Here is a 25,964-nt window from a genome sequence, read left to right as displayed (position 1 = left end):
AAGGGAATTTACCAGAAGAATCCCAATTTCCCTGGCGCCTGGGTCAGGTCCTGGCCTTTTTCTTCTTCTCCGCCACCACTTTCTCGGCGAGGTCGCGGGCAATGGCGAAGGCGCCTTTGATCTTGTCGCTGTCCTTCTTCCAGTCCCGGCGCACCACGATCTTGTTGTCCTTCACCTTGGCCAGCCCGTCCTGCGCCTTGATGAACTCCACCAGCCCCTGGGGCGATGCGAACTTGTCGTTGTGGAACTGGATCGTCGCACCCTTGGGCCCGCCGTCGAGCTTGGCGATGCCTGCGCGCTTGCACATTGCCTTGATCCGCACCACCAGGAGCAGCGTGTTCACCTCCTTCGGCAGTTTGCCGAAGCGGTCGATCAGCTCCGCGGCAAAGCCTTCCAGCTCCACCTTGGTGGTGAGCGAGGACAATCGCCGGTAAAGCCCCAGGCGCACGTCGAGATCCGGAACATAGTCCTCGGGGATCAGCACCGGCACGCCAAGGTTGATCTGCGGCGCCCATTGCTCGTCGGCGTCCGACAGACCCTCCATCTCGCCCGTGCGAATCTTGGCAATCGCCTCCTCCAGCATCGACTGGTAAAGCTCGTAGCCCACGTCGCGCATCTGCCCCGACTGCTCCTCGCCCAAAAGATTGCCTGCACCGCGGATATCGAGGTCCTGGCTGGCCAGCGTGAACCCCGCACCCAAAGTGTCGAGCGAACCGAGCACCCGCAGCCGCTTCTCCGCAGTGGCGGTCAGGCGCTGGCGCGGCTTGGTGGTGAGGTAGGCATAGGCCCGGGTTTTCGAGCGGCCCACCCGGCCGCGGATCTGGTAGAGCTGGGCGAGGCCGAACATGTCGGCGCGGTGCACCACCATCGTGTTCGCGGTCGGAATGTCGAGCCCGGATTCCACGATGGTCGTTGCGAGCAGGATGTCGAACTTGCCGTCGTAGAAGGCATTCATCCGGTCATCCAGCTCTCCCGCCGCCATCTGCCCGTGCGCGATTACATAAGTGAGCTCCGGAAGCTGCTCTTTGAGGAACTCCTCGATCTCCGGCAAGTCGGTAATGCGGGGCACCACGTAAAAGCTCTGCCCGCCGCGGTAATGCTCGCGCAACAGCGCCTCGCGCACGGTGACGGGGTCGAACTCGCTGACATAGGTTCGGATGGCAAGACGGTCCACCGGCGGCGTGCCAATGATCGAGAGATCCCGCACGCCGGTGAGGCTAAGCTGCAAAGTACGCGGGATAGGCGTCGCCGTGAGCGTAAGCACATGAATGTCGGAGCGGAGCTGTTTCAGCCGTTCCTTGTGGCCGACGCCGAAGTGCTGCTCCTCGTCGATAACCAGCAGGCCGAGGTTCTGGAACCGGACGTTCTTGGCCAGAAGGGCATGGGTGCCGATCACGATGTCGACTGTTCCCTTGGCGAGGCCCTCGCGGGTCTGGCTCGCTTCCTTGGAAGACACAAAGCGCGACAACTGCCTGACTTCCAGGGGAAAGCCCCTGAACCGCGCCTTAAAAGAGGCGGCGTGCTGGCGGGCCAGCAGCGTGGTCGGCGCCACCACCGCAACCTGAAGGCCGGACATGGCGGCCACGAAGGCCGCCCGCATCGCCACCTCCGTCTTTCCGAAGCCGACATCGCCGCAGACCAGCCGGTCCATCGGCTGGCCCGAATGCAGATCCGCCATCACGTCCTCGATCGCGCGGAGCTGGTCGTCGGTCTCCTGATAGGGGAAGCGGGCCGAAAACTCCTCCCAGGCGTGCGGCGGCGGATCCATCACCGGCGCCTTGCGCAAGGCGCGCTCGGCGGCGATGCGGATCAGCCGGTCGGCCATCTCGCGGATGCGCTCTTTCAGCTTGGCCTTCTTGGCCTGCCAGGCGCCGCCGCCAAGCTTGTCCAGGAGCCCTTCCTCGTGGCCGTATTTCGACAGTAGCTCGATGTTTTCGACCGGCAGGTAAAGCTTTGTCTCTTCAGCATATTCCAGAAGCAGGCACTCATGCGCGGCGCCGGCGGCGGTGACCACCTCCAGCCCCTGGTAGCGGCCGATGCCGTGATCCACATGCACGACCAGATCGCCGGGCGAGAGCGATTGCGCCTCGGTCAGGAAGTTCTCCGCCTTGCGGCGCTTCTTCGGCGCGCGGATCAGCCGGTCGCCCAGCACGTCCTGCTCCGAAATCACCGTCATATCCGGCGCCTCGAACCCGTGCTCCAGCGCCCAGACCGCAAGGTGCAGGCCGGACTTGCCGATGCGGGTGCCGTCGCGCACCGGGATCGCTTCCGCCAGGCCCTCGTCCTCGATGAGGCCCGTGAGACGCTCGCGCGCGCCCTCGGAATAGGAGGCGATGAGCACCGGGCCCTCCTGCATCCTCGCTTTCAGATGCTCGGCCAAAGCTCCGAAAAGGCTGATGTTTTCCTGCTGACGCTCGGGCGCGAAATTGCGCCCGATGCGGCCGCCCGCATCCACGACTCCGGGGCCGGAGGCCTGCGGCAGCGGATGGAACTGCACCATCCGGTGCGCCGCGGTGGCCTGCTCCCATGCGGTATCGTCAAGATACAGCAGACCCGGCGGCGCGGGCTTGTAGACGGTGCCCATCCGCCCCTTCTGGGTCATTGCCTGCTTGCGAGTCTCGTACTGGTCTGCAATCGTCTCCCACCGCGCGAGCCGCGCCGGGGTTACCTGATCGTCGAGCGTGACCGTCGCCTCCGGCAGGTAATCAAACAGCGTCTCAAGCTTTTCGTGGAAGAAAGGCAGCCAATGCTCGATGCCCTGGTGCTTGCGCCCCGCGCTCACTGCCTCGTACAGCGGGTCATCGGTGCCCGCAGCACCGAACTCTATGCGGTAGTTCTGCCGGAAACGGGTAATCGCCGCCTCATCCAGGATCACTTCGCTAACCGGTGCCAGTTCCACCATCTCCAGCTTTTCCGTAGTGCGCTGGGTGGCCGGATCGAACCTGCGGGCGCCGTCCAGAACGTCACCGAACAGATCCAGCCGCACCGGGCCGCTTTCGCCCGGCGGGAAGATGTCGATAATGCCGCCGCGGATCGCGTAATCGCCCGGCTCCATCACCGTCGGGCTCTGGGTGAACCCCATGCGCACCAGGAACTTGCGGAGGGCATCCTCATCCACCCGATGATCCACCCGCGCCGTGAAAGCGGCCTCGCGCAGCACCTCGCGCGCAGGCACCCGCTGGCTGGCAGCGTTGAGCGTGGTGAGCAGCACAAAGTGCTCCGGCATCTGGTGCACAAGCGCCGCCAGCGTGGCCATCCGCGCGGCCGAGATATCGGCGTTCGGCGATACCCGGTCATACGGCAGGCAGTCCCAGCCCGGAAATATGAAGACCGGCATATCGGGAGCAAAGAAGGCCAGCGCCGCGCGCATCGCCTCCATCCGCTTGTCGTCGCGCGCCACATGCAGGACGGGGCCGCCGGATTTCTTCACTTCCTTCAGGATCAGCCGCGCATCATAACCCTCCGGCGCGCCGCCCATGGTGATTGCCTGCCGTGCCATGCCTGCCCTTTCCCGACTTGTCCCCGGCGCAACGCCGGGTCCCTCAAAAGACCCCGATGGTCAGATTCTGATACATGCCCCACAGCGCGGTGACGAAGATCGACACCAGCCCTACGAACTGAATGATGAGCCGGCAGGTTGCCAACCGCCGCCGAAGCGCCTCACCCGTCGCCTGTTCCTGCGCGATGCGGCGCGCGGTGGCGAGGCTGATCAGGCTCACCACTGCCATCGGGAACATAAGCAGAAACACCGCCTGGGCAAACTCCACCAGGTAAAGAAACCCCAGAAGCCCCAGCATGGTGAGAACAAAGCAGCCGAGCGCCAGCAGCCAGGGGCCGGAAACCTCGGCCACATACAGGAGCCGGTTCACGTTGATCCGGACGATGTCCTCCAAGTCCTGCGCCGCCTGCCCGCCATTGCGGCGCGCGCGGTAAACCATGTCAAACGGCACCCCCAGCACCCAATGGCTGGCCGAAGACCACATCACCGCCAGCGATATCCAGTACCAAAGGTTGGAAAAGGACCGCAGGTCAATCAGTTCATAAAGAATGTTAAACAGATCCACCCGAGCCCCATCCTTCCGCTGCCGGCCCTTCGGCCCGATCTTGCCTGAGGCTCCTATATCAACTGCACGCGCGGCGCAGGCAAGCCCGCAAAACCTGCGGCTTGCCAAACGCGGCGAATGTGGCTCTTGTTCTTGCCGCCCCTTCCGTGCCACCCAAGGGCAAGCAAAAACGAGAGTACGCCATGAAGCCCACCGTAGCCCCCTTTCCCGCCGCCCGCCTGCGCCGTACCCGCAGCAGCGCCGCGATCCGCGATCTCGTGCGGGAGACCGCGCTCACCCCGGGCGATCTGATATGGCCAATGTTCATCCGCGCAGGCGACGGTGTGGAGGAGCCCATCACTTCGATGCCCGGCGTGCTGCGCCGCTCGGTCGACAAGGCCGTCGAGGCCGCGCTGCAGGCCCAGGCACTCGGCATCCCGGCGGTCTGCCTGTTTCCCTACACTGACCCGAGCCTCAAGACGGAAGACTGCGCCGAGGCCTGGAACCCCGAAAACCTCACCAACCGCGCGATCCGCGCGATCAAAGCCGCCGCGCCCGGTCTTGCGGTGATGACCGACGTGGCTCTGGATCCCTACAACATCAATGGACATGATGGCTATGTGGTGGAGGGCGAGATCGTCAACGACGCCACGGTGGAAGCGCTGGTCAAGATGACCCTCGCCCAGGCCGAGGCCGGCGCTGACATCATCGGCCCTTCCGACATGATGGACGGCCGTATCGGCGCGATGCGCCGGGCGCTGGAGCAAGCGGGCCACCACAACGTTGCGATCCTGTCCTACTCCGCCAAATATGCCTCCGCCTACTACGGCCCGTTCCGCGATGCGGTAGGCGCCTCCGGCGCTCTCAAGGGCGATAAGAAGACCTACCAAATGGACCCCGGAAACAGCGACGAGGCGCTGCGGCTGATTGAGCGCGACCTGATGGAGGGCGCGGACATGGTCATGGTGAAGCCCGGCATCGCCTATCTCGACATCTGCCACCGGGTGAAGTCCAGCTTCGGCGTGCCGACCTATGCCTACCAGGTCTCGGGCGAATACGCGATGATCCAGGCCGCGGCGCAGAACGGCTGGATTGATGGCGAAAAGGTGATGATGGAAAGCTTGATGGCCTTCAAACGGGCGGGCTGCAACGGCGTGCTCAGCTACTTTGCACCGGAGGCGGCGCGACTGCTGAACGGCTGAAGCCGACTTTGCACAGACGCAAGGGTTTTTCAGCGGGAAGCCGCCGCGCGCCCGTCACGGCGGATGACAGGCAGCGGTTTTCCGCGTATACCACCGCCAGAGCCGGAGCAAACCGGCCCCGTCCGCAACTCATTACAGGCCCCTGAGACATGAGCAGAATTTCCTCTTCCCGTTTGACCCGGCGCAGCTTTGCGCTTGGCGCGCTGGCCGGTGCCGGCGTCACCGCCGCCTGCGGCAATGGCGTAGGCAACAACAACGCCGCCACCATCGACGCCCGGGTCGATGCCACTCTGAACCAGATGTACAGCCGCTACCCCAATACCGTGACGCTGGCTGAAAAAGCCACTGCCATGCTGGTGATGCCGCTGGTGACCGAAGCAGGCTTTGTCTTCGGCGGCGCCTACGGCCGCGGCGCGCTGCGCATCAATGGCGTGACCGTGGACTATTACTCCACGGTGAAGGGCAACGCAGGGCTGCAAATCGGTGCCCAGCAATATGCCCACGTGCTGTTCTTCATGACAGAGGACGCACTCGCGGGTTTCCGCCGGTCCTCCGGCTGGGCGGCTGGCGCCGACGTAGAGTATGTGGTGCGCGACGAAGGCAATGCACTTACCGCCGACACCAACACGCTCACCTCGCCGGTGCTGGCAGTAGTCTTCGGCCAGGCCGGCCTCCGGGTCGGCGCCACGCTGGAAGGCACCAAATACACCCGCATCATCCCCTGACGGCGGACGGAAGCAGGCGCGTCCTCGTTTCCTCTCGGCCAAAACATCCCTGCCGGAAGCATGGCCTTTCCCGAAGGAAAGGCCATTTCTTTCAGAACGTTATCCGGCGCACCTTAACCAAGGTCGCGGAGCCGCTTGATCAGGGATGAAGTATCCCAGCGCCCGCCGCCCATGCGCTGCACGTCCTTATAAAACTGATCAACCAGCGCAGTGACCGGCAGGCTGGCGCCGGCCTCATCCGCCGCCGCCAGGCAGATGCCAAGATCCTTGCGCATCCAATCGACTGCGAAACCGTGTTCAAACTGGTCATCCAGCATGGATTCGTGCCGGTTCACCATCTGCCAGCTGCCCGCCGCGCCCTGGCTGATCACCTCGACCACCGCGCGCCCGTCCAGACCCGCCTTCTCACCGAAATGCAGCGCTTCGCTCAGCCCCTGCACAAGGCCTGCAATTGCAATCTGGTTGCACATCTTGGCCAGCTGCCCGGCGCCGCTCCCGCCGAGGCGGCGGCAAATTTTGGCATAGGCATCGATCACGGGCGACACCGCTTCAAAGGCTTCCTCATCGCCGCCGCACATCACGGACAGAACACCATTTTCCGCCCCCGCCTGGCCGCCCGAGACCGGCGCGTCGACAAAAGCGATTCCGCGCTCTGCGGCCGCCGCATAAAGCTCGCGTGTAACCTTGGCCGACACCGTGGTGTGATCGACGAATATACTGCCCCTTGCCATGCCGGCAAAGGCCCCGTCCGGGCCAAGGCAGACCGCGCGCAAATCATCGTCATTGCCGACACAGGCCATCACTATCTCCACACCCGAGGCTGCTGCCCGCGGCGTTGCCGCAAAGCCGCCCTTGTGCTCCCCGACCCATTTGCGCGCCTTGGATTCAGTGCGGTTGTAGACGGTGACCTCATGGCCCGCCGCCGCGAGATGCCCGGCCATCGGATAGCCCATCACCCCCAGCCCCAGAAACGCCAGTTTCGCCATTTGCTTTTCCCCTGTTCCGTCTTCGCATATGTTGCGGCCAACCCTAGCAGCCGCGCCGCCGGGCGCAATCACCCTGCAACGGACCGCAACCATTACCTGAGGACTTCTGCCGCTGATGGGACGTCTTTTCCGCTGGCTCCTGCGCATCGCCGCAGGGCTTACCCTGCTTTCGGTTCTGGCGCTTGCGCTGGCCTATTTCCTCGCCGCGCAATCACTGCCCGGGTATGACAAGGAAATCGCCCTGCCCGGCCCCGCGGCGCCGCTGGAGATCGTGCGCGACAATGCCAATGTGCCGCACGTCTTCGGCAGCTACGGCGCCAGTGACGAGGATGTCTACTTTGGCCTCGGCTATGCCCACGCCCAGGACCGGCTGTGGCAGATGGCGGTCCTGCGCCGCACCGCCCAAGGCCGCCTGTCGGAGATCTTCGGGCCCCGCACGGTGGAGACCGACGTCTTCCTGCGCCGCCTCGGGCTCTACCGGCTGGCGCAGCAATCGGTGGAGGACCAGTCGCCCGAGACGCTCGCCGCGCTCAAGGCTTATGCCGCAGGAGTGAACGCCCGCCTGACCGAGATCAACGAAGATGCGCTTGGACGGGGCGCGCCGGAAATGTTCCTGTTCAACATGCCTGTCGCCCCCTGGCAGCCCGCCGACAGCATCGCGGTGATGAAGCTGATGGCGCTGCAGCTCTCCGGCCACATGCACGGGGAGATCCTGCGTGCCCGTGTTTCCCTCGCGCTGGAGGATGAGGCCCGGCTCAGGGATATCCTGCCCGATGCACCGGGCGAAGGTGTCGCGGCGCTGCCGGAATACGCCAGCCTGGTTCCCGGCATCACGCAGGTTGCCGGCGCCGCACCGGTCGAAGATAACAGCCTGCTGTTCCCGCTTGCCCCCCGCGGGCTCGGCGGGGCCTCTAACGCCTGGGCCGCCGCACCGGACCGCTCCGCTGCGGGCGGCACGCTTCTGGCCAACGACCCGCACCTCGGCCTCAGCGCACCCGCGATCTGGTATCTGGCGCGGCTGGAACTCGGCACCGGCGGGGTGATCGGCGGCACCATCCCCGGTATTCCCGCGGTGATTACCGGCCGCTCAGAAAGACTCGGCTGGGGCGTCACCTCCTCCTATTTGGACGACATGGACCTGTTCATCGAACAGCTGAATCCGGAAAACCCCAAGCAGTACAAAACCGAAGACGGCTGGGAGGATTTCATTTCCCGTCCTTCTATTATCGAAATCAAGGGCGCAGCACCCGTCACCCTCACCCTGCGCTGGACCCGCAACGGCCCGGTGCTGCCCGGCTCATTGTTCAACCTCTCGACCATTACTCCGCCCGGCCATGTGGTGGCGCTAGGCTGGACTGCGCTCAGCCCCGATGACACTTCGATGACCGCGGCGCTGAATCTGATGCGCAGTGCAACGGTGCAAGAAGCCATCGCTGCCGGAGAGGACTTCATTGCACCCTCGCAAAACCTCACCCTTGCAGACCGCACCACCATCGCGATGAAGACGGTCGGCGCTTTCCCCCAGCGCGACGCCCGCCACAACAGCAAAGGCAGGATGCCGAGCCAGGGCTGGCGCCAAGAAAACCGTTGGCAGGGCCGCGCGCCATATGAGGAAAACCCGGAGTTCATGAGCCCTGCCGGGGGCATCCTCGGCAATACCAACAATAAGCTGCTGGACCGGCCCTTCCCCGATCACGTCTCCTATGACTGGGGCGACACCCAGCGCATTCACCGCTGGAAAAAGCTGATGCAGGACCGCGAAGTGCATACCCGCGACAGCTTTATCGAGGCGCAGCTCGACACCGTGTCCTTTACCGCCCGTGCGCTCCTGCCGCTGATCGGCGCCGACCTCTGGTTCACCGGCGAGGCCGCGCCCGAGGGCACGCCCGAACGGCGGCGGCAGAAGGCGCTCACCCTGCTGTCGGAGTGGAATGGCGAGATGAACGAGCATCTGCCGGAGCCGCTGATCTACGCGGCCTGGCTGCGCGCCTTGCAAAGCCGGCTGATCACGGATGAGCTGGGGCCGCTCGCGAAGGAATTCACCCATGTCGAGCCGCTGTTTATCGAGCGCGTCTACCGGGACGTCGATGGCGCCTCCGCCTGGTGCGACGTGCGCCAGAGCACGCCGGTCGAGACCTGCGCCGAGATGGCCCGGCTGGCACTCGACGATGCGCTGATCTGGATCTCCGAGCACCATGGCGGCACCTTGGAATCACTGCGCTGGGGCGACGCGCATGAGGCCACACACGACCACCCGGTGCTGGGCGAAGTGCCGCTTCTGCGCTTTTTCGTGAACATCCGCCAGTCCACCAGCGGCGGCGACAATACGCTTCAGCGCGGCCTCAGTTCGGGCAAGGACCCGGCGCCGTTCCAGAACGTGCACGCGGCGGGCTACCGCGGGGTCTACGACTTCGCCGATCCCGACAGCTCGGTCTTCATCCTGTCGACCGGCCAGTCCGGCCACTTCCTGTCCCGCCATTACGACGACATGGCCCAGCTCTGGCGGCGCGGCGAATATATCCCGATGTCGCTCGACGAAGAACTGGCCCGCGCCGCAGCCGTGGGGGTGACACGGATCAGCCCGCGGGATTGAGCCGTCGCAGCGACACAAAGCGCGGAACAAGGCCGCAGGCCGCCGCGCATCGCCGGCGCGCGCCCACGCGGCGGCGATTTGGCTGAGGATCGGGACTCCCTTGATGGGTTCTACGGACTTGGCCTACATAAACTGCCAGCCATACCCGTCCGGATCGCCCCCGCGCGCGCCGGCAATGCGCGGCTTATCTCCTTTCCCTGATAACATAGAAAGCAACCATCAAGGCTCCGAAACCGTGCGCGCCCGAACAAAAAAACCCTCCATAAACGGAGGGCTTTCTTATTTCACGAGCCGAATGGTGCAGCGTTCACAGCTTCCTGTACTGCGCCTTCTGCCGTTCGGTCCAGAGCACAGTGAGTTCGAAGCCATCCTCGGTCTGGGTTTCGCTCTGCACCAGGTCCTGCTGGAACAGCCAGGCGCGCTGCTTGCCTTGCGAAAACGCGAGACTCAGCACCTCTTCGTGGCGCACGCCTTGCAGTTTCTCCGCCACGTCGGCCAGAAGCGCATCGAGCCCCTCACCTGTGAGAGCCGAGATCGCGTGGATGCCTTCCTCCCGCTCGGCGCGGTCGCGGCGGGCGGCGGCCTCTTCCTCCGGCAACAGGTCCAGCTTGTTCCAGACCTCGATCCGGGCGCGCTCCTCCTCCACCCCGAGCGAGGCAAGGATCGCTTCCACATCGGCGGCTTGCTCGCGGGTTTGCGGGTGGCTGATGTCGCGCACGTGCAGCACCACATCGGCGGCCAGCACCTCCTCCAGCGTGGCGCGGAAGGCGGCGACCAGTTCGGTCGGCAGGTCCGAGATAAAGCCCACCGTGTCGGAGAGAATGATCTCCGGCCCGTCCGGCAGCTCAACCCGGCGCATGGTCGGGTCGAGCGTGGCGAAGAGCATGTCCTTGGCCACTACCTCGGCCCCGGTGAGCCGGTTGAACAGGGTCGACTTGCCGGCGTTGGTATAACCCACCAGCGCGACAATCGGGTACGGGACCTTAGCGCGCGACGCACGGTGCAGCGCGCGGGTCTTCACCACCTTGTCGAGCTGGCGGCGCAGGCGCACCAGCTGGTCGTCGATGGCCCGCCGGTCGGCCTCGATCTGGGTTTCGCCGGGGCCGCCGACAAAGCCAAGACCGCCGCGCTGGCGCTCCAGGTGGGTCCAGGCCCGCACCAGCCGGGTGCGCTGGTAGCTGAGCGCCGCCATCTCGACCTGCAGCACGCCTTCACGGGTGGCCGCGCGGTCCGAGAAGATCTCCAGGATCAGCCCGGTCCGGTCGAGGATCTTGACCTTCCAGGCCTTCTCCAGGTTGCGCTGCTGCACCGGCGAAACCGGCCCGTCGATCAGCACCAGCTCGACCTCTTCGGCCTTGAAGATATTGCTTAGCTCTTCGATCTTGCCCGAGCCGAACAGCATGCCGGGATGGGCCTTGGGCAAGCGCACCACGTTCGAGCCCGCGACCTCCAGATCCGGCAGGGCCGCGGCCAGGGCCACGGCCTCTTCAAGCGCGAAGCCGGGGTCGCGCCGGTCGCTGTCCGATTTGATTTCCGGATGCAGAACCCAGGCCCGGGTCTGCTTCCTGTCATGCTCCATCAAGAGGCGTCTTCACCTTCATAAAGGCTGATCGGCTGGGCCGGCATGATGGTCGAAATCGCATGCTTGTAGACCAGCTGCGACTGTCCGTCGCGGCGCAGCAGCACGCAGAAATTGTCGAACCAGGTGATCACACCCTGCAGCTTGACCCCGTTGATCAGAAAAATTGTGACTGGAACCTTGGTTTTGCGAACGTGATTCAGGAAGGCATCCTGAAGATTCTGTCTGTCCGAAGCCATTTTTGTTATCTCGCCTTTTTTCTTGCTGCGCGCGATGCGCGAGCGCGCCGGATTCCTTTGAGTATGGACGCACTTGAAACCAGATTCCACCCGAAAAACATTGCGAAGAAGCGGCATCCGCCCGATCAGCTGCGCCACAGGTTGGGCGACAGGAGCGCGATGAAGGCCAGCGTCTCCAGCCGCCCGACGACCATCGCGACGCAGAGGATCAGCTTGGCCGGATCGGTGAGCTGATTGAGCACGATCGGTGCGCTGGCTGCGGCCTCGGTCAGGGGCCCGGTGGTGGACAGCGCCGCGATAGCGAGGATCATCGACTGCTCGAAATTGGTGCCCACCGCCGCCAGCGCAATGCTGATGACGGCAAGCGACAGCGCAAACAGCATAAAGAAGACCCACGCCACATAGGCGCCGTTCTTCTGCAGGCGGCGGGCGCGGTCGCCCTCGCCGCTCACCGAATGCGGATGCACCAGCCGCTCCAATTCGCGCAGCCCATTGAGGTAGAGCGCATAGACCCTGAGCAGCTTCACGCCGCCCGCCGTGGTGGCCACACCGCCGCCAAAGACCGCAAGCCCCAGAAGGATCATGCCGGGCGTCTGCAGCCCGGACCATTCTTGCGCCGCGGCCCATTCCGAACTTTCGAAGCCGGTGGTCGACAAGAAAGACATCACCGTGAACAGCGCCCCCCAAAATGCCGCCAGCGCCTGAAGGGGGTCCGCGGTGGCCGCGACCTCGAAGGCGGCAACCCAATGGCGCAGGAATAGGACGACGGGCACGCTGAGGATGATCAGCACCCCGGTGCGGAACTCCGGGTCGCGGTCCAGGCGGCCATGTCCGGAGGTCACGGTATCGCTGGAGAAGGTGAGCCGTGACAGCGCGAAGAACATGAACAGGAACATCACCATCTCGCCCGGGATGCCGCTTGCGGCGTTCTGCACCCCGCCGGTGGCGGAAATTCCCGAGGTCGCCATGACTGACATCGCGTGGCCCAGCCCTGCCAGCGCCCGCTCGCCCGTCATCATCAGGAGGAGCCACAGCACCAGCGTCAGCCCGCAGTAGACCGGCGCCAGGGTCCGGAACACCAGCACCAGCTGCCGGCGCGGATCCGCCTTCTGCATCTCAGCGGGCAGGCCCGTGCCGCCACCCGGCACCCCCTTTGCGGTGACCTCAAAGCCGCCCAGCGACATCGGCGCCAGCACCGCGGAGGCGGCGATCCACATCAGCAGGCCGCCCATCCAGCCCACCATCGCCCGCCACAGGTGCACGCTGGGCGACAGGCGGGCGGGGTCGTTGAACACATCCGCGCCGGTGGTGGTGATAGCGCTCACCATGTCAAAATAGGCATTCAGGAACCGGGTGTTCACCATCGCCTCGTACACCGGCACCGCAAGAAACAGCGGCAGCACCGCAAAGGCCGCGAGGAGCGACAGCAGCTGCCCTGGCATACCGTAGCGCGGGACACGATTTCCAAGCGAGAGGCCGGTCAGCCCCACCAGCACCAGCCCGCCGAGGCCGGCGAAGAAGAAGCTCTGCGCGGCGTGGTGGTCGTCCTGCACCAGCGCATGGGTGGCGGGCACCCACATCGCCAGAGAGGCGGCGCCCCAGAGAAGCAGGAATAAGGGCAGCCGCAGGATGCCGTAGGAGGCTTTGACCTTGCGTGCCATGTCAGAAGTAATCGATCGAGACCTGCAGCAGGCGCTCCACCTCGGGCACATCGTCGGCCATGGCAAAGAGCGCGATCACATCACCCTCCTCGATCCGCGTTTGCCCGGTGGGGCGCAGCATCTCGCCGTTTTTCAGAACACCGCCAACCAGCACGCCTTCGGGAAAATCAGTCTCGCGGATCATCTGGCCCGCGATCGGCGAGGTAGACAGCACCTCGGCTTCGATCATCTCCGCCTCGGCGTCGCCCAGCGAGTAGACCTGCCGCACCCGGCCATACCGGATATGGCGCAGGATGGAGCTCACCGTGGTGGAGCGCGGGTTGATGTAGGCGTCGATGCCGAGATGCGGCAGCAGCGCCACCAGTGTCGGATCGTTGATCAGCGCAATGGCAAAAGGGCAGCCCTCGGCCTTGGCGCGCACCGCAGCGAGCATGTTGGTGCGGTCGTCATCTGTGACCGCCAGCATGGCGTCGGCCTTTTCGATCCCCGCCTCGATCATCAGCGCCCGGTCCAAACCGTCGCCGTTCAGCACGATGGTGCGCTCCAGCTCCTCGGCGGCGCGCTCGGCGCTCTTGCGGTCGCGCTCGATCACCTTGGCGCGGATGCGGCTGGTGCGCGCCTCCAGCGCCTTCGCGACCTCCAGCCCGACATTGCCGCCGCCCACCACCACCACGCGATCCTGGCGTTTCTCGGTCTTGCCGAAAACCTCCACCGTGCGGGTCACGTCCTCGGCATGGGCAAAGACATAGCAGCTGTCGCCCACAAACAGCTGATCGCCCGGCTCCGGCGCAAACAGCGTGCCCTCCCGGCGCACGCCCACGACAATGGCGCGCAGGGTGGAGAACAGGTCGGTCAGCTGCCGCAGCGGCGTGTTCACCACCGGGCACTGCTCGTCGATCTGGATCCCCAGAAGCTGCGCCTTGCCGCCCATGAAGGTTTCGATGTCAAAGGCGGCCGGCGCCGACAGCCGCAGCATCGCGGCCGCGGCAACCTCGCGCTCGGGGCTGATCACCACGTCGATGGGCAGGTGCTCGCGGCGGTAAAGGTCGGAGTAGATCGCAGTCAGGTAGCTCTTGGCCCGCAGCCGCGCGATCTTTCGCTGCACTGAAAACACCGAATGCGCCACCTGGCAGGTCACCATGTTGACCTCGTCGGAATGGGTGGCGGCAATGATCATGTCGGCATCGCGCGCGCCCGCCCGCTCCAGCACGTCCGGGTAGGAGGCAAAGCCCGCAACCCCTTGCACGTCCAGTGTATCGGTGGCGCGGCGCACCAGGTCGGGGTTGTTGTCGACCACGGTGACATCATTGTGCTCGCCGGAAAGGTGGCGGGCAATCTGCCAGCCGACCTGGCCCGCGCCGCAGATGATAACCTTCATGAGCCTGTCCTTTGGGCGCCTTTTTGCCCGGTTTGAATGACAGATGGGGCCATCACGGTCAATTTAATTGTAAGGCCCTCAGTTTGCAGGCATTCTTTGCCCATGCCCGACATGCGCGTGATATCTGCCGCTGCCCTGGCGATGCTGGGCCTCGCCGCCTGCGGGCCGCTGCCGGTCTACTACAAGGAGGGCGCGATGGTGGCGCGCCTGCAAGCGGATGAGCTGGCCTGTCAGGCGCAAGCGCTGCAGCAGGCCCCGGTCGCCAGCCAGATCCGCCAGCGCCCGCCCATCTACCGCCCCGGCGGCCGCTTCTGCCACCATGGCGATTGCCACTACCACTCAAGCATCTGGGTGGAAGGCAGCTACTACTCGGTGGACGTGAACCGACCCCTGCGGCTGCGGCTGGAGCGCGCCTGCATGGCTGGCAAGGGCTACCAGCAGCTAAGTCTCGCACGCTGCCCGCAGGGCCAGGCCCGCGCGGCCGGGCCCGCGCTGCCGCCGCTCACCGCGGACAACTGCGCGCTGAGAACCCGCGACGGCACCACGCTGATGGGGACTGCCACCGGCGGGTAGGCAGACGGTCGGCCGGGAACGTCCCGGCCCGGCGGCCTTGCTTGCCGGTTTCAGACCGCGTCTGCCGCCTCCGCATCCGCCTCGACCCGCGCCACCCGAGCGCCCGCCTTGCTCGAGGTCACAACTCCCAGCGACTTCAGCTTGCGGTGCAGCGCCGAGCGCTCCATCCCGACAAAAGATGCGGTACGGCTGATGTTGCCGCCAAAACGGTTGATCTGGGTGAGCAGATATTCCCGCTCGAACGCTTCCCGTGCCTCGCGCAGGGGCAGCGTTGCCAGTGCCCCCGACAGCACAACCCGACCGTCGCCCTGCGGCTTCTCCTCATCGCGCGGCAGATCCTTTGCCTCGATCGGGCCGCTGCCGTCGCCAAGGATCAGTACCCGCTCCACCAGATTCTTCAGCTGGCGCACGTTGCCTGGCCAGGTCATTGTCTGCATCAGCGCCACCGCTTCCTCGGTCAGCTCGCGCAGCGGCAGGCCCTGGGCCTCGTTAAACTGGCGGATGAAGTGGCCGGCCAGGAGCGGGATATCCTCGCGCCGGTCGGCGAGCGAGGGCACCGCCACCGGCACCACGTTCAGCCGGTGGAACAGCTCCTGGCGGAAGCGGCCCGCCTCGATCTCGGCGTCGAGATCCTTGTTGGTGGCGGAGATCACCCGCAGGTCAACGCGGATCTTCTCGGTACCGCCCGCGCGCTGGAACTGCTGGTCGACCAGCACCCGCAAGATCTTGGACTGAGTGCCCAGCGGCATGTCCGCGACCTCGTCGAAGAACACCACGCCGCCATGCGCCTGTTCCAGGAGGCCCTGCTCTACCCCGCGTTCGGGGCTTTCGCGGCCGAACAGCACTTCCTCCATGCGCTCGGGCTCAATGCTGGCGCAGTTCACGGTGACGAAGGGCGCCGCGGCGCGGGCCGAATTGGCGTGGATGTAGCGCGCTGCGATCTCCTTGCCGCTGCCCGCGGGGCCGGTGAGCATCACCCGGCCGTTTGATTTGGTCACCTTGTCAAGCTGGCCAGCGAGGGTGCGGAAGGCTGCCGAGGCGCCGATCATTTCGGCCGTGCCGTTGTCCTTGCGCTTCAGGTCGGTGTTCTCGCGGCGCAGCTGCGAAGCTTCCATCGCGCGCCGGATCACCACCATCAGCTGATCGATGTTGAAAGGTTTCTCGATAAAATCATAGGCCCCCTGCTTGATCGCCGCTACCGCGATCTCGATGTTGCCGTGGCCTGAAATGATCACCACCGGGATCTCCGGGCTTTCGCGCTTCACCGTCTTCAGGATGTCGATGCCGTCCATCTGGCTGTCCTTCAGCCAGATATCGAGGATCAGCAGCGCCGGCGCCGCCTCCTCCAGCTGCGCCATGCATTCGTCCGAGCTGCCCGCTTTCCGGGTGGCATAACCCTCATCTTCCAGAATGTCGGAGATCAGTTCGCGGATGTCCCGCTCGTCGTCCACAATCAGAATGTCACTCATGTCAGACCTGCTTTCACTGTCGCTTTGTTGTGCGCACCGGCCCGTGCTGCTGCGGGCAGGCGGATGACGGCCATGGCACCGAAGTGCGCCTGCCCGTCAAAGGTTGGGGCATCTTCCAGCGTGAGCGTGCCCCCGTGCTCTTCGATGATCTTCTTGACGATCGGAAGCCCCAGCCCGGTCCCCGCGTCGCGGGTCGTCACATAGGGCTCAAACAGCCGTGCCCGGTCTTCGGGCAGGCCGATACCATTGTCGGCAATGCGGATTTCATAGCCATTGGCAGCGCGCCCGGCGGTCACACGGATCTCCGGCGCATGCCCTTCTGGCGCGCCTTTTTTCTTCAGGCTTTCAATCGCTTCGCCAGCATTCTTGATAAGGTTGGTGAGCGCTTGGCCAATCATGGTGGCGTCCAGATCAGCGGGCATCTGCGCCTCTGGCAGCTCGGCGGTGATTTTCACTTCCGGCTGGCCGGTCTGCTGCAGGATCACCGCATCGCGCACCAGCTGGGCAAGGTCCTCTTCGCGCCGCTCCGGCTCCGGCATGCGGGCGAACTTGGAGAACTCGTCCACGATCCGGCGCAGGTCGTTGGTCTGGCGCACGATCACATCGGTCATCGAACGCATCTGGTCGGCATCGCTTTCGTTTTCCAGCTTGGGGCCGAACTTGCGCTTGATGCGCTCGGCGCTGAGCTGGATCGGGGTGAGCGGGTTCTTAATCTCATGCGCAATGCGCCGCGCGACGTCGCCCCAGGCCGCCATCCGCTGAGCGCTGACCAGGTCGGTCACATCGTCGAAGGCCACCACATAACCTTCCAGCCGCCCCTCCCCCGAGCGCCGCGGCGCCATCCGCACCAGCAGGTTCTCCAGGCGGCCCTGGCGGGTCACCTTGATCTCCTCCTGCACCACGTCGGCGCCGCTCGCGGAGAGCTCATCGAATAAGGGGCCGAACTCGGGCACGGCAACGGCCAGTGCCAGCGACTGCTGGTCCTCCTGCCAGTCCAGCAGCCGTTCGGCCGAACGGTTGACGAAGGCGATGCGCCCGTCCGGATCAAGCCCGACCACCCCGGAGGTCACCGAAGACAGCACCGAGTCGAACAGGCGGCGGCGGCGTTCGATCTGCCGGTTGTTCTCGATCAAGCGGCCGTGCTGCGCCTTAAGCTCGCGGGTCATCTGGTTGAAATACTGACCCAACTGAGCAATTTCGTCGCCGCTGTCGCCCTCTTCCGGCACCTGCACGTCCAGATTGCCGGCCCCGACACGCTGTGCCGCAACGGTGAGCCGCCCGACGGGGCGCGAGAGCCGCTCGGCAAACCACATGCCGAGCCACATAGCCGCGAGGATCAAGATCACCGCAAAGCCGAGGTAGAGCAGTGCAAATTCAAACAGCACCCGGCCGCGCTCGCTTTCCAGCTGCTGGTAAAGGTGCGCCGTCTCCTGGGTTTCGTCCAGGAGGTTCAGAAGCTCGCCGTCCACGTCGCGGCTGATGTAAAGATAGCGGTCCACAAAGGCGTCGAGCGGCACCAGGGCGCGGAATTCGCTGTTGTCCCAATCCTCGATCAGGGTAAAGCCCTGCGCTTGCGCGGCGCCGATCTGACTCGGGCTGGGCTCCTCGTAGTCGAACTCGTAGGACCGCTCGCCGCGGGCGCGGATCTCGCCCGCGCCGTCGATGATATAAGCCTCGCGCAGACCCCGCTGGATCTGCAGCTGGCCTTGAGTCAGCACCTGGCGCAGTTCGGCGTCGTTGATGAAGAAGCTGCGCGACCGGCTGTTGTCGAGGTAGCGCGCGAGCGCCCGGGCGTCTTCGCTCAGATCGTCCTTCTGCTGCGTCTGATATGCCTCCGCCGCGGCGAGCGAGCTGCCGATCACCTGCCGCACCCGCTGGGAGAACCAGCCCTCCAGGCCCACGTTCACGGTGAGTACGGCAAAAACCGCCACGATCACGGTGGGCACCAGCGTCAGGAAGCCGAAGGCGCCGATCAGCCGCAGGTGCAGCCGGGAGCCCGCCGATTTTGACCGCCGCGCCGCAAACAGCCGCACGGTCTGGGTCAGCACCAGCACCGCGATCGACAGGATGTAGACGAGGTCCGCCAGCAGAATCAGCCGGAGCGGTTTGGAGGAAGCACCATGGCCCAGCGGACCGATCACCAGATAGGTCAGCAGCGTCAGCAACGGCCCCAGCAGCACCAGCCCCAGAGTGCCGATGTTGCGCGCCTTGCGGGTCTTCCGCCAGCGGTCCAAGGCTGTGAATGGCCCGTATGCCGAGCGGAGATGTGACTTCTGCGCCACCGACTGCCCTCATCCTGATGTGTGACCACTTCCGGGTCACCGCCATATCTCGTGGCCAGCACACGGCAAATCGCGTTTCGGCCACTGTTATGTGGCGAGATTACATCAGTTTGCGGCGCCGTGTCACCTCAATATCCAGATCGGTGATCTTCTTACGCAAGGTATTCCGGTTGATCCCGAGCAGCTCCGCGCAGCGCGCCTGGTTTCCGCCGGTTGCAGCAAGGGCGATTTCGATAAGCGGCGTTTCCACTTCGCGCAGGAGCCGCATGTAGAGCCCGGGCGGCGGCAGCAGGTCGCCATGCAAGTCAAAATAACGCTGCAGATGGCGGCGCACCGATTCCGAGAGCTTCTCGTTCGTGACCCCCGCCGCGGGCTCCGGCCCGGCCTGCGGGCCCAGCGCCGTGAGGGTTTCCTCCTCGCTGATCTCTTCGTTCCGGGCGGTGAATGCGAGCCGGCGGATCAGATTCTCCAGCTGGCGCACGTTGCCCGGCCAGCGGCAATGGCGCAGCGCCTCGCGCGCCTTCTGGCTCAACGTCCGGTGCGGCGCGCCCTCGTTCTCAGCGCGCACCAGAAAATGCTCTGCCAGCAGCGGGATGTCCTCCACCCGGTCGCGCAGCGGGGGCACATGCAGCACGGTGCCGCAGATCCGGTAGTAGAGATCCTGGCGCAGCCGCCCCTCCTCCATCGCCGCCGCCAGGTCCTGCTGGCTGGACGCCATGAAGCGCGGCGCGTGATCGCCAGGGCTGTCCATCATCCGCACCAGCCGCGCCTGCGCCTCTTCGGGCAAATCGGCGAGCTCGTCGAACATCAGGGTGCCGCCGCGCGCCTGCGCGAGCAGCCGCGCGGGGCCTTCCAGCTCAGCCAGGCCCGCCGCCCCTGCATGCACAAAGGGCATGGTGCGCCGGTCGGAGAAATCATGGATCGAACGTGCAATCAGCGACTTGCCCGCGCCGCTCTCGCCGGTGATCAGGATCGGCAGATCGGTATTCATCACCCGCGCGATCAGCCGGTAAAGCGCCTGCATTACCTCACTGCGCCCGATCAGGGGCAGTTCCTCGGTTTCTTCCGGGGCATCGGACCGGGGCGCTGCCTGGACCGTGCGCTTCTCTGCCAGCGCCTTGGCGGTACGCTTCATCAGCTCCGGCAGGTCGAAGGGCTTCGGCAGGTAGTCGTAGGCCTCAGCCGCCTCGGCCTTGATCGCCGTCATGATGGTATTCTGCGCCGAAATCACGATCACCGGCAGCCCGGGCCGGTCCGCCTGGATCTTGGGCAGCATCTCCAGCCCGTTCCCATCCGGCATCATCACGTCGGAGATAACCACGTCGCCCTTTCCTTCCGCAACCCAGCGCATCAGCGTGGTGAGCGAGGAAGTGGCATGCACCTTGCAGCCCGCGCGGGTCAGCGCCTGGGTCAAAACAGTGCGGATGGTGCGGTCGTCGTCAGCGACCAGTACGGTGCCGTCCATGGCATCAGTCCTCTTGCTGGCCGCGGCCGCGCGGAACCCGCGACAGCGACAGCCGGAACACGGTCTTGCCCGGAACGGAACTGACCGAAATCCAGCCATTGTGGTCCGAGATGATCTTGCTCACCAGAGCAAGCCCCAGCCCGGTCCCGTTTTCCCGGCCCGATACAAACGGGTCGAAGATGTCATCCCTAATCGCCTCCGGCAGCCCCGGCCCGTCGTCGCGGATCTCGATCTGCAAGGGCAGCAGCTTGCCGGTACCGTCACTGCGGCGCAGGCGGAAGGAGTGCTCGTAGTAGGTGCGGATGTGAATATGCCCGCCGTCCCTGCCAGCCGCTTCCGAAGCGTTCTTCAGGAGGTTCAGGACCACCTGCAGCAGCTGGTCCTGATCGCCCCAGGCAAGCGGCAGCGATGGGTCGTATTCCTCGGTGATGCGCATGTGCGCGCCAAATCCCAGAAGCGCGGAGCGGCGCGCGCGGTCCAGCAGGTCGTGCAGGTTCACCGGCTGGAAGTCCGGCTCCGAGAGGTTGCCGAACTGCTCCACCTGCTCCAGAAGCTTCACGATCCGGCGGCTCTCGCTCACGATGAGGTCGGTAAGCTCCAGGTCGTCTTGCGACAGGTTCATGCTCAGAAGCTGCGCCGCCCCGGTGATGCCTGCCAGCGGATTCTTGATCTCATGCGCCAGCATCTCCGCCATGCCGATCGCTGACGCAGCCGCGGACTTGGCGCTATGTGTCTGCGTCATCCGGCCAGCCAGCTCGCGCGGGCTCACCATCATCAGCATCACGCCGTCCTGCCCCTGCAACGGCGCTACCTGCACCGCGCATTGAAGGGGCGCGCGGCTGCCGGAGCCCACGTCGATATCGTTCACGAACAGCGGCGTGCCCTGCACCCGGGCGCGGGCAAAGGCTTCCTCCACCGGCGCGTCGATCGCCAGCGTGTCCCAGACCGGCTGGCCGATGAGCGCCTTGCGGGAAGCATTGAGGAAGCCCTCTCCGGGCCCGTTCACATCGGCAATGCGGTCATGCGCGTCGATCAGGAAGGCAGGCACCGGCAGGGAGGCCCAGAGGGCGGCGCTGTCGCTCATGCAGCGGCCTCCCCGTGCTGGGGCGCCAGCGCCTCGGGCAGAAGCGCCAGCACCTCGGCGGGCTGCTTCGCGGTCAGAACCCTCCGGCGCAATGCTGCCCCTGTGCCCGCCTCATCCATGTACCAGCCCAGGTGCTTGCGGGCGACGCGCAAGCCGAGTTCCGCGCCATAGAATCTCAACATCGCCTCGTAATGCCCTGAAACCATTTCCACCAGCGCATCGCCCTCCGGGATCTCCGGCATCGGGGTGCCCCAGAGGTGATGCGCCACCTCCGCCAAGAGCCAAGGCTTGCCCCCGGTGCCGCGGCCGATCATCACGCCATCGGCGCCAGACAGTTCCAGCGCCTGCCGCGCGGTGGCGGTATCGACGATATCTCCATTGGCGAGCACCGGCACATCGACCGCCTCTTTCACGGCCCGGATCGCGGCCCAGTCGGCCGAGCCCTTGTAGAACTGGCAGCGGGTGCGGCCATGAATGGTCACCATCTGCACCCCGGCCTCCGCCGCGCGGCGCGCCACGTCCGGCGCATTGAGGCAGTTATCATCCCAGCCCAGCCGGGTTTTCAGCGTCACCGGCACATCCACCGCGCCCACCACCGCCTCTATCAGGCGCAGGGCGTGGTCCGGCGTCTTCAACAGCGCAGAGCCGGAATAGCCGTTGGTCACCTTCTTGGCCGGGCAGCCCATGTTGATGTCGATGATCCGCGCGCCCTGCCCTGCGACCTGCTTTGCGGCCTCGGCAATCCAGTACTCCTCGCGCCCCGCAAGCTGCACCGCGGTGTTCTCCACATCGGCGCTGAGCTCGGCCCGCTCGCGCACGCCGGGCTTGGCCTGCACCATCTCCTGGCTCGCCACCATCTCGCTCACCATCAGCCCCGCCCCGAAAGAGCGCACCAGGTCACGGAACGGGCGGTCTGTGATTCCGGCCATCGGCGCCAGCGCAATGGGCGGGGTCATGGAGGTGGTTCCAAGCGTGAAGGACAATTGCCTAATCCTTGTGCATCTGCAGGGTTTCTATCCGAGGGCACCGCTATGCTACAACGAAGCGGCGCAATGCAAGGCAGGGGCAAACCGCATTTGCCTAATTTTTAAGCAGCCGGACACCGGTGATTGCCTCTTCCTGCGCCACCTCCTAAACAATGGCCAGCATTTCCAAGAGGTTTTCATGACCACAGCTGCCCTGATCGTTGCCGCGGGCCGCGGCACCCGTGCCGGCGGCGGGCTGCCCAAGCAATGGCGCCCGCTGAAGGGCCGCCGGGTGATCGACTGGACGCTGGACGCCTTTGAAAAGGCGGGTGTGGAGCGCATTGTTCTTGTTCTCTCGGCGGAGGACGCGCAGGCTTGGGAGGAGTTCTCCGCAAGACCCGGACTGATCCCGGCAGAAGGCGGGCCTGAGCGCGCGGCCTCGGTGCTGAACGGGCTAGCAGTACTCGAAGGCGCAGGCATCGACAAAGTCCTGATCCATGACGCCGCCCGCCCCTGCGTGAGCCCGCGTCTGATCCGCAGCGTTATCAGCGCCTTGGACGAACATCTTGCAGCGGCGCCGGCGCTCGCCGTTACCGACGCGCTCTGGACCGGGGCCGACAGAAAGGTCACCGGGACGCAGGACCGCAACGGGCTCTTTGCGGCGCAGACGCCGCAGGGCTTCCGCTTTGACGCGATCCTCGCCGCGCACCGCTCCCATCCCGGCGGCGCAGCGGACGATGTGGAGACCGCCCGCGCCGCAGGGCTTGACGTCGCCATCGTTCCGGGCGAGCCCGACAACATAAAGATTACCCAGCCCGGGGACTTCGCCCGGGCCGAACGCATTCTGGGAGCAGAAATGGATATCAGGCTTGGCAATGGCTATGATGTGCACCGGTTCGGACCGGGCGGCAGCGTCACGCTCTGCGGGGTGGAGATCGCCCACGAAAAAGGGTTGCAGGGCCATTCCGACGCCGACGTCGGCATGCACGCCGTCACCGATGCGCTTTATGGCGCGCTGGCCGAGGGCGACATCGGCCGCCACTTTCCGCCCTCCGATCCGCAGTGGAAAGGTGCTGCGAGCGAAATCTTCCTGCGCCACGCCGCGAACCTCGTGCGCGAGCGCGGCTTCACTATTTCCAACGTCGATTGCACGCTGGTCTGCGAATACCCCAAGATTACCCCGCATTCTGCAAAAATGACCGCCGTGATGGCCGGAATCCTTGGCATAGATGCAACACGCGTGTCGATCAAGGCAACCACATCAGAGCGGCTGGGCTTCACCGGCCGCGGCGAAGGCATCGCCGCGCTTGCCACCGCCGCGCTGGTGAAGGCATGAGGGCCGCAACGCTCATCGGCACCGTCTTCGGGGTCGGCTACCTGCGCCCGGCGCCGGGCACCTGGGGCTCGCTCGCGGCGCTGCCGATGGCCTACGGGCTGCACCAGCTGGGCGGCTTCCTGCTCCTGGCTGCGGCGACGCTCATCTGTTTTGCCGCCGGAGTCTGGGCCGCCGAGGTGATGACCCGCGGCAAGGAGGACCTTGACCCTTCGGAATTTGTCATCGACGAGGTCGCGGGCCAGTTCGTGGCGCTCTGGGCGATCTCCTACCCGGCCTGGTCCAAGGGCATCGAGATCACCGAACTCTGGCCCGGCTGGATCGCCGCTTTCGTGCTGTTCCGCATCTTCGATATGTGGAAAGTCGGCCCCGTCGGCTGGGCCGACCGGCAGAAGGGCGCAACTGGCGTGATGATGGACGACATCATCGCAGGCATCCTCGCCGCCATCGGCGTGGTGCTGCTCGCGGGCCTCTCGCACGGGGTGCTGGGGCTGTGAGCGGCGTCGCGGAAGAGCTGATCGCGCGCGCCGCCGCTGCAGGCATCACCATCGCCACGGCCGAAAGCTGCACCGGCGGCATGATCGCGGCCGCGCTTACCGATATCGCGGGCTCCTCCGCCGTGGTCGACCGCGGATTTATCACCTACTCCAATGCTGCCAAGATGCAGATGCTGGGTGTCACGGCCGAGACCCTGCAAGCCACCGGCGCGGTGAGCGAGGAAACCGCGGCGGAGATGGCCGCAGGTGCGCTCAAGGCCGCGGGCACCACCCTTGCGGTCTCGGTCACCGGCATCGCCGGGCCGGGCGGGTCGGAATTCAAGCCCGTGGGCCGGGTCTGCTTCGGCCTCGCCCGCAAAGGCCGCAATGTGATGACCGAAACCGTGGAGTTCGGCGCGCCGGGACGGGCCGAGGTGCGCGCGGCTGCCCGCGACCACGCGCTGATGCTGATCTTGCAGGCGGTTTCGCAAATCGAACGCGAATTGAGCACCGGGGCCTGATACCGGCCCAAAAAACCGGCACTTCTGCAAAAGCCCTCATTTTGTGCGCCCCGGCGCAACCTGCCGCTTTTTCCCGCGCCCGGCTTGGGCTTTCACCTCTGCTCAAGGGATTTGCACGGGAAGGAGCAACCGGATGAATGCAGCCGATACAGCATGGATCATTGTGGCCACGGCCCTGGTCCTCTTCATGACATTGCCGGGGCTTGCCCTGTTCTACGGCGGGCTGGTGCGCGCCCGCAATGTGCTCAGCGTATTCATGCACTGCTATGCAATTGCCTGTCTGATGAGCGTTCTGTGGCTGGCGCTTGGCTATTCCATCGCCTTCGGCAGCGGCACCTCCGGCCTATGGGGCGGGCTGGACAAGATGTTCCTTGAGGGCATCACCGCCGAGAGCCTCTCCGGCACCCTGCCCGAGGTTCTTTTCTTCGCCTTCCAAATGACCTTTGCCATTATCACGCCCGCGCTGATCGTCGGCGCCTATGTGGAGCGTGTCGGCTTCGGCTTCGTGCTGCTGTTCTCCGGCCTCTGGATGCTGCTGTGCTACGCGCCGGTGGTGCATTGGATCTGGGGCGGCGGCTTCCTGGCCGACGGCGGCATCTTCGGAGAAACCGGCGTGCGCGACTTTGCGGGCGGCATCGTGGTGCATGAGACCGCGGGGATCGCGGCGCTGATCATCGCCTTCTTCCTCGGCCCCCGCAAAAACCGCACCATCCCGCCGCACAACCCGGGCTATGTGATGATCGGTGCGGCGATGCTCTGGGTCGGCTGGTTCGGCTTCAACGGCGGCTCGCAGCTGGCCGCGGACGGCGGTGCTGCGATGGCGCTTACCGTCACCCATATCTCCGCCGCCACCGCCTCGCTCAGCTGGGTCTTGTGGGAGAAGATCAAGCACGGCCGCGCGTCGCTCGTCGGCCTGGTGACCGGCACCATCGCGGGCCTTGCCTCGATCACCCCGGCCTCCGGCTTTACCGGCCCCGTGGAAGCGCTGGTCATCGGCGCGGTGGCAGGCATCCTGTGCCAGGAGGCGGTGAACCTCGTGCGCAACCGGATGCAGATCGACGACACGCTGGATGTTTTCGCGGTGCATGGCGTGGGCGGCATCTTCGGAACCATCATGATTGCGGTCTTCGGCGCCGGCACCTGGGCTGCGCAACTGGGCGGGCTGGCCGTAGTCGGCATCTTCACCGTGGTGGTCACCATCGCGCTGGTGAAACTCACCGCCGCGCTCACCTCCCTGCGGGTGGACTTAGAGAGCGAGACCAACGGGCTCGACGTCTCGGTGCATGGTGAGCGCGCCTACGACATGAACAGCTGACCCAGCTGCAAACGGACAGCCCGGCGCGATGGCCGGGCGCAGGCGGCCCCCTCTTGCGGGGCCGCTTTTTGTTAC

The 25,964-nt window shown here is 65.5% G+C and carries 20 protein-coding genes; 8 read left to right on the top strand and 12 right to left on the bottom strand.

What is annotated here, in order from left to right:
* Nucleotides 1-43 precede the first annotated feature (43 nt).
* Both mfd and ACOHWE_RS02380 read right to left on the bottom strand, forming a co-directional pair.
* Entirely contained in the window at nucleotides 44-3,499 is a 3,456-nt protein-coding gene (mfd, locus tag ACOHWE_RS02385; protein WP_420663825.1) for a transcription-repair coupling factor, read from the bottom strand.
* Nucleotides 3,500-3,542: 43 nt separating this feature from the next.
* On the bottom strand, nucleotides 3,543-4,064 hold the full coding sequence (locus ACOHWE_RS02380; protein WP_420663823.1) for a component of SufBCD complex: 522 nt from the start codon (nucleotides 4,062-4,064) through the stop codon (nucleotides 3,543-3,545).
* Between the two features lie 182 nt (nucleotides 4,065-4,246).
* Here ACOHWE_RS02380 and hemB point away from each other — a divergent pair, with 182 nt between their 5' ends.
* Both hemB and ACOHWE_RS02370 read left to right on the top strand, forming a co-directional pair.
* Nucleotides 4,247-5,245 (top strand): porphobilinogen synthase, encoded by a 999-nt coding sequence (gene hemB, locus ACOHWE_RS02375; RefSeq protein ID WP_420663822.1) that lies wholly within the window; start codon nucleotides 4,247-4,249, stop codon nucleotides 5,243-5,245.
* A 149-nt stretch (nucleotides 5,246-5,394) separates the two neighbouring features.
* Nucleotides 5,395-5,970 carry a lipid-binding SYLF domain-containing protein gene (locus ACOHWE_RS02370; protein WP_420663821.1) on the top strand — a complete coding sequence of 192 codons (576 nt, stop codon included), beginning with the start codon at nucleotides 5,395-5,397 and terminating at the stop codon, nucleotides 5,968-5,970.
* A 113-nt stretch (nucleotides 5,971-6,083) separates the two neighbouring features.
* On the opposite strand, the gene ACOHWE_RS02365 is transcribed toward ACOHWE_RS02370, so the two are convergent.
* A complete protein-coding gene (locus tag ACOHWE_RS02365; protein ID WP_420663820.1) occupies nucleotides 6,084-6,956 on the bottom strand; it encodes an NAD(P)-dependent oxidoreductase in 873 nt (290 codons plus the stop codon).
* A gap of 115 nt (nucleotides 6,957-7,071) precedes the next feature.
* Here ACOHWE_RS02365 and ACOHWE_RS02360 point away from each other — a divergent pair, with 115 nt between their 5' ends.
* A complete protein-coding gene (locus tag ACOHWE_RS02360) occupies nucleotides 7,072-9,549 on the top strand; it encodes a penicillin acylase family protein (protein WP_420663818.1) in 2,478 nt (825 codons plus the stop codon).
* Nucleotides 9,550-9,856: 307 nt separating this feature from the next.
* On the opposite strand, the gene hflX is transcribed toward ACOHWE_RS02360, so the two are convergent.
* From hflX to trkA, 4 genes are all read right to left on the bottom strand, one after another.
* Nucleotides 9,857-11,128 carry a GTPase HflX gene (gene hflX, locus ACOHWE_RS02355; protein WP_420663817.1) on the bottom strand — a complete coding sequence of 424 codons (1,272 nt, stop codon included), beginning with the start codon at nucleotides 11,126-11,128 and terminating at the stop codon, nucleotides 9,857-9,859.
* Entirely contained in the window at nucleotides 11,128-11,367 is a 240-nt protein-coding gene (gene hfq, locus ACOHWE_RS02350) for an RNA chaperone Hfq (protein ID WP_008204623.1), read from the bottom strand. The genes hflX and hfq overlap by 1 nt, the downstream gene beginning before the upstream one ends.
* A gap of 125 nt (nucleotides 11,368-11,492) precedes the next feature.
* Nucleotides 11,493-13,028, bottom strand: coding sequence for a TrkH family potassium uptake protein (locus ACOHWE_RS02345; protein ID WP_420663816.1), 1,536 nt, complete (start codon nucleotides 13,026-13,028; stop codon nucleotides 11,493-11,495).
* A gap of 1 nt (nucleotide 13,029) precedes the next feature.
* On the bottom strand, nucleotides 13,030-14,406 hold the full coding sequence (trkA, locus tag ACOHWE_RS02340; RefSeq protein ID WP_420663814.1) for a Trk system potassium transporter TrkA: 1,377 nt from the start codon (nucleotides 14,404-14,406) through the stop codon (nucleotides 13,030-13,032).
* Nucleotides 14,407-14,508: 102 nt separating this feature from the next.
* Here trkA and ACOHWE_RS02335 point away from each other — a divergent pair, with 102 nt between their 5' ends.
* Nucleotides 14,509-14,979 carry a hypothetical protein gene (locus ACOHWE_RS02335; protein ID WP_420663813.1) on the top strand — a complete coding sequence of 157 codons (471 nt, stop codon included), beginning with the start codon at nucleotides 14,509-14,511 and terminating at the stop codon, nucleotides 14,977-14,979.
* Between the two features lie 50 nt (nucleotides 14,980-15,029).
* Here the strand turns inward: ACOHWE_RS02335 and ntrX are convergent, their stop codons facing one another.
* The 5 genes from ntrX to dusB form a co-directional block, all read right to left on the bottom strand.
* Nucleotides 15,030-16,448, bottom strand: a complete 1,419-nt coding sequence (gene ntrX, locus ACOHWE_RS02330; protein ID WP_420663811.1) for a nitrogen assimilation response regulator NtrX — start codon at nucleotides 16,446-16,448, stop codon at nucleotides 15,030-15,032.
* Nucleotides 16,445-18,730: a sensor histidine kinase NtrY-like gene (locus tag ACOHWE_RS02325; RefSeq protein WP_420663810.1), complete on the bottom strand. Its 2,286-nt coding sequence runs from the start codon at nucleotides 18,728-18,730 to the stop codon at nucleotides 16,445-16,447. The genes ntrX and ACOHWE_RS02325 overlap by 4 nt, the downstream gene beginning before the upstream one ends.
* 100 nt (nucleotides 18,731-18,830) lie before the next feature.
* On the bottom strand, nucleotides 18,831-20,195 hold the full coding sequence (locus tag ACOHWE_RS02320; RefSeq protein WP_420663808.1) for a response regulator: 1,365 nt from the start codon (nucleotides 20,193-20,195) through the stop codon (nucleotides 18,831-18,833).
* Nucleotides 20,196-20,199: 4 nt separating this feature from the next.
* Complete coding sequence (locus ACOHWE_RS02315; protein ID WP_420663807.1) at nucleotides 20,200-21,279, bottom strand: two-component system sensor histidine kinase NtrB; 1,080 nt, start codon at nucleotides 21,277-21,279, stop codon at nucleotides 20,200-20,202.
* Nucleotides 21,276-22,262 carry a tRNA dihydrouridine synthase DusB gene (gene dusB / locus ACOHWE_RS02310; RefSeq protein ID WP_420663806.1) on the bottom strand — a complete coding sequence of 329 codons (987 nt, stop codon included), beginning with the start codon at nucleotides 22,260-22,262 and terminating at the stop codon, nucleotides 21,276-21,278. The genes ACOHWE_RS02315 and dusB overlap by 4 nt, the downstream gene beginning before the upstream one ends.
* A 181-nt stretch (nucleotides 22,263-22,443) precedes the next feature.
* Between dusB and ACOHWE_RS02305 the strand changes: the two genes are divergently transcribed.
* The 4 genes from ACOHWE_RS02305 to ACOHWE_RS02290 all read left to right on the top strand — a co-directional run bounded on the left by ACOHWE_RS02305 (nucleotide 22,444) and on the right by ACOHWE_RS02290 (nucleotide 25,889).
* Nucleotides 22,444-23,580, top strand: a complete 1,137-nt coding sequence (locus tag ACOHWE_RS02305; protein ID WP_420663804.1) for a bifunctional 2-C-methyl-D-erythritol 4-phosphate cytidylyltransferase/2-C-methyl-D-erythritol 2,4-cyclodiphosphate synthase — start codon at nucleotides 22,444-22,446, stop codon at nucleotides 23,578-23,580.
* Complete coding sequence (locus ACOHWE_RS02300; RefSeq protein ID WP_420663803.1) at nucleotides 23,577-24,074, top strand: phosphatidylglycerophosphatase A family protein; 498 nt, start codon at nucleotides 23,577-23,579, stop codon at nucleotides 24,072-24,074. Before ACOHWE_RS02305 ends, ACOHWE_RS02300 begins: the two co-directional genes overlap by 4 nt.
* The gene (locus ACOHWE_RS02295) at nucleotides 24,071-24,574 is read left to right on the top strand and encodes a CinA family protein (protein WP_420663801.1); all 504 of its coding nucleotides are present in this window, start codon (nucleotides 24,071-24,073) and stop codon (nucleotides 24,572-24,574) included. The genes ACOHWE_RS02300 and ACOHWE_RS02295 overlap by 4 nt, the downstream gene beginning before the upstream one ends.
* Nucleotides 24,575-24,707: 133 nt before the next feature.
* Nucleotides 24,708-25,889 (top strand): ammonium transporter, encoded by a 1,182-nt coding sequence (locus ACOHWE_RS02290; RefSeq protein ID WP_420663799.1) that lies wholly within the window; start codon nucleotides 24,708-24,710, stop codon nucleotides 25,887-25,889.
* The last annotated feature ends 75 nt before the right edge of the window (nucleotides 25,890-25,964 follow it).

Origin of the sequence: Cribrihabitans neustonicus, assembly GCF_048820895.1 — a bacterium.
GTDB lineage: Bacteria > Pseudomonadota > Alphaproteobacteria > Rhodobacterales > Rhodobacteraceae > Cribrihabitans_A > Cribrihabitans_A neustonicus.
The sequence above is the reverse complement of the archived record's forward strand: the minus strand, read 5'-3'. Positions and strand labels throughout refer to the sequence as shown.

Bases quoted from the DNA above. Each gene is read 5' to 3' on its own strand.
- mfd (WP_420663825.1), bottom strand. From the start codon at position 3,499: ATGGCACGGCAGGCAATCACCATGGGCGGCGCGCCGGAGGGTTATGAT.
- hemB (WP_420663822.1), top strand. From the start codon at position 4,247: ATGAAGCCCACCGTAGCCCCCTTTCCCGCCGCCCGCCTGCGCCGTACC.
- ACOHWE_RS02370 (WP_420663821.1), top strand. From the start codon at position 5,395: ATGAGCAGAATTTCCTCTTCCCGTTTGACCCGGCGCAGCTTTGCGCTT.
- ACOHWE_RS02365 (WP_420663820.1), bottom strand. From the start codon at position 6,956: ATGGCGAAACTGGCGTTTCTGGGGCTGGGGGTGATGGGCTATCCGATG.
- ACOHWE_RS02360 (WP_420663818.1), top strand. From the start codon at position 7,072: ATGGGACGTCTTTTCCGCTGGCTCCTGCGCATCGCCGCAGGGCTTACC.
- hflX (WP_420663817.1), bottom strand. From the start codon at position 11,128: ATGGAGCATGACAGGAAGCAGACCCGGGCCTGGGTTCTGCATCCGGAA.
- hfq (WP_008204623.1), bottom strand. From the start codon at position 11,367: ATGGCTTCGGACAGACAGAATCTTCAGGATGCCTTCCTGAATCACGTT.
- ACOHWE_RS02345 (WP_420663816.1), bottom strand. From the start codon at position 13,028: ATGGCACGCAAGGTCAAAGCCTCCTACGGCATCCTGCGGCTGCCCTTA.
- trkA (WP_420663814.1), bottom strand. From the start codon at position 14,406: ATGAAGGTTATCATCTGCGGCGCGGGCCAGGTCGGCTGGCAGATTGCC.
- ACOHWE_RS02335 (WP_420663813.1), top strand. From the start codon at position 14,509: ATGCCCGACATGCGCGTGATATCTGCCGCTGCCCTGGCGATGCTGGGC.
- ntrX (WP_420663811.1), bottom strand. From the start codon at position 16,448: ATGAGTGACATTCTGATTGTGGACGACGAGCGGGACATCCGCGAACTG.
- ACOHWE_RS02320 (WP_420663808.1), bottom strand. From the start codon at position 20,195: ATGGACGGCACCGTACTGGTCGCTGACGACGACCGCACCATCCGCACT.
- ACOHWE_RS02315 (WP_420663807.1), bottom strand. From the start codon at position 21,279: ATGAGCGACAGCGCCGCCCTCTGGGCCTCCCTGCCGGTGCCTGCCTTC.
- ACOHWE_RS02305 (WP_420663804.1), top strand. From the start codon at position 22,444: ATGACCACAGCTGCCCTGATCGTTGCCGCGGGCCGCGGCACCCGTGCC.
- ACOHWE_RS02300 (WP_420663803.1), top strand. From the start codon at position 23,577: ATGAGGGCCGCAACGCTCATCGGCACCGTCTTCGGGGTCGGCTACCTG.
- ACOHWE_RS02290 (WP_420663799.1), top strand. From the start codon at position 24,708: ATGAATGCAGCCGATACAGCATGGATCATTGTGGCCACGGCCCTGGTC.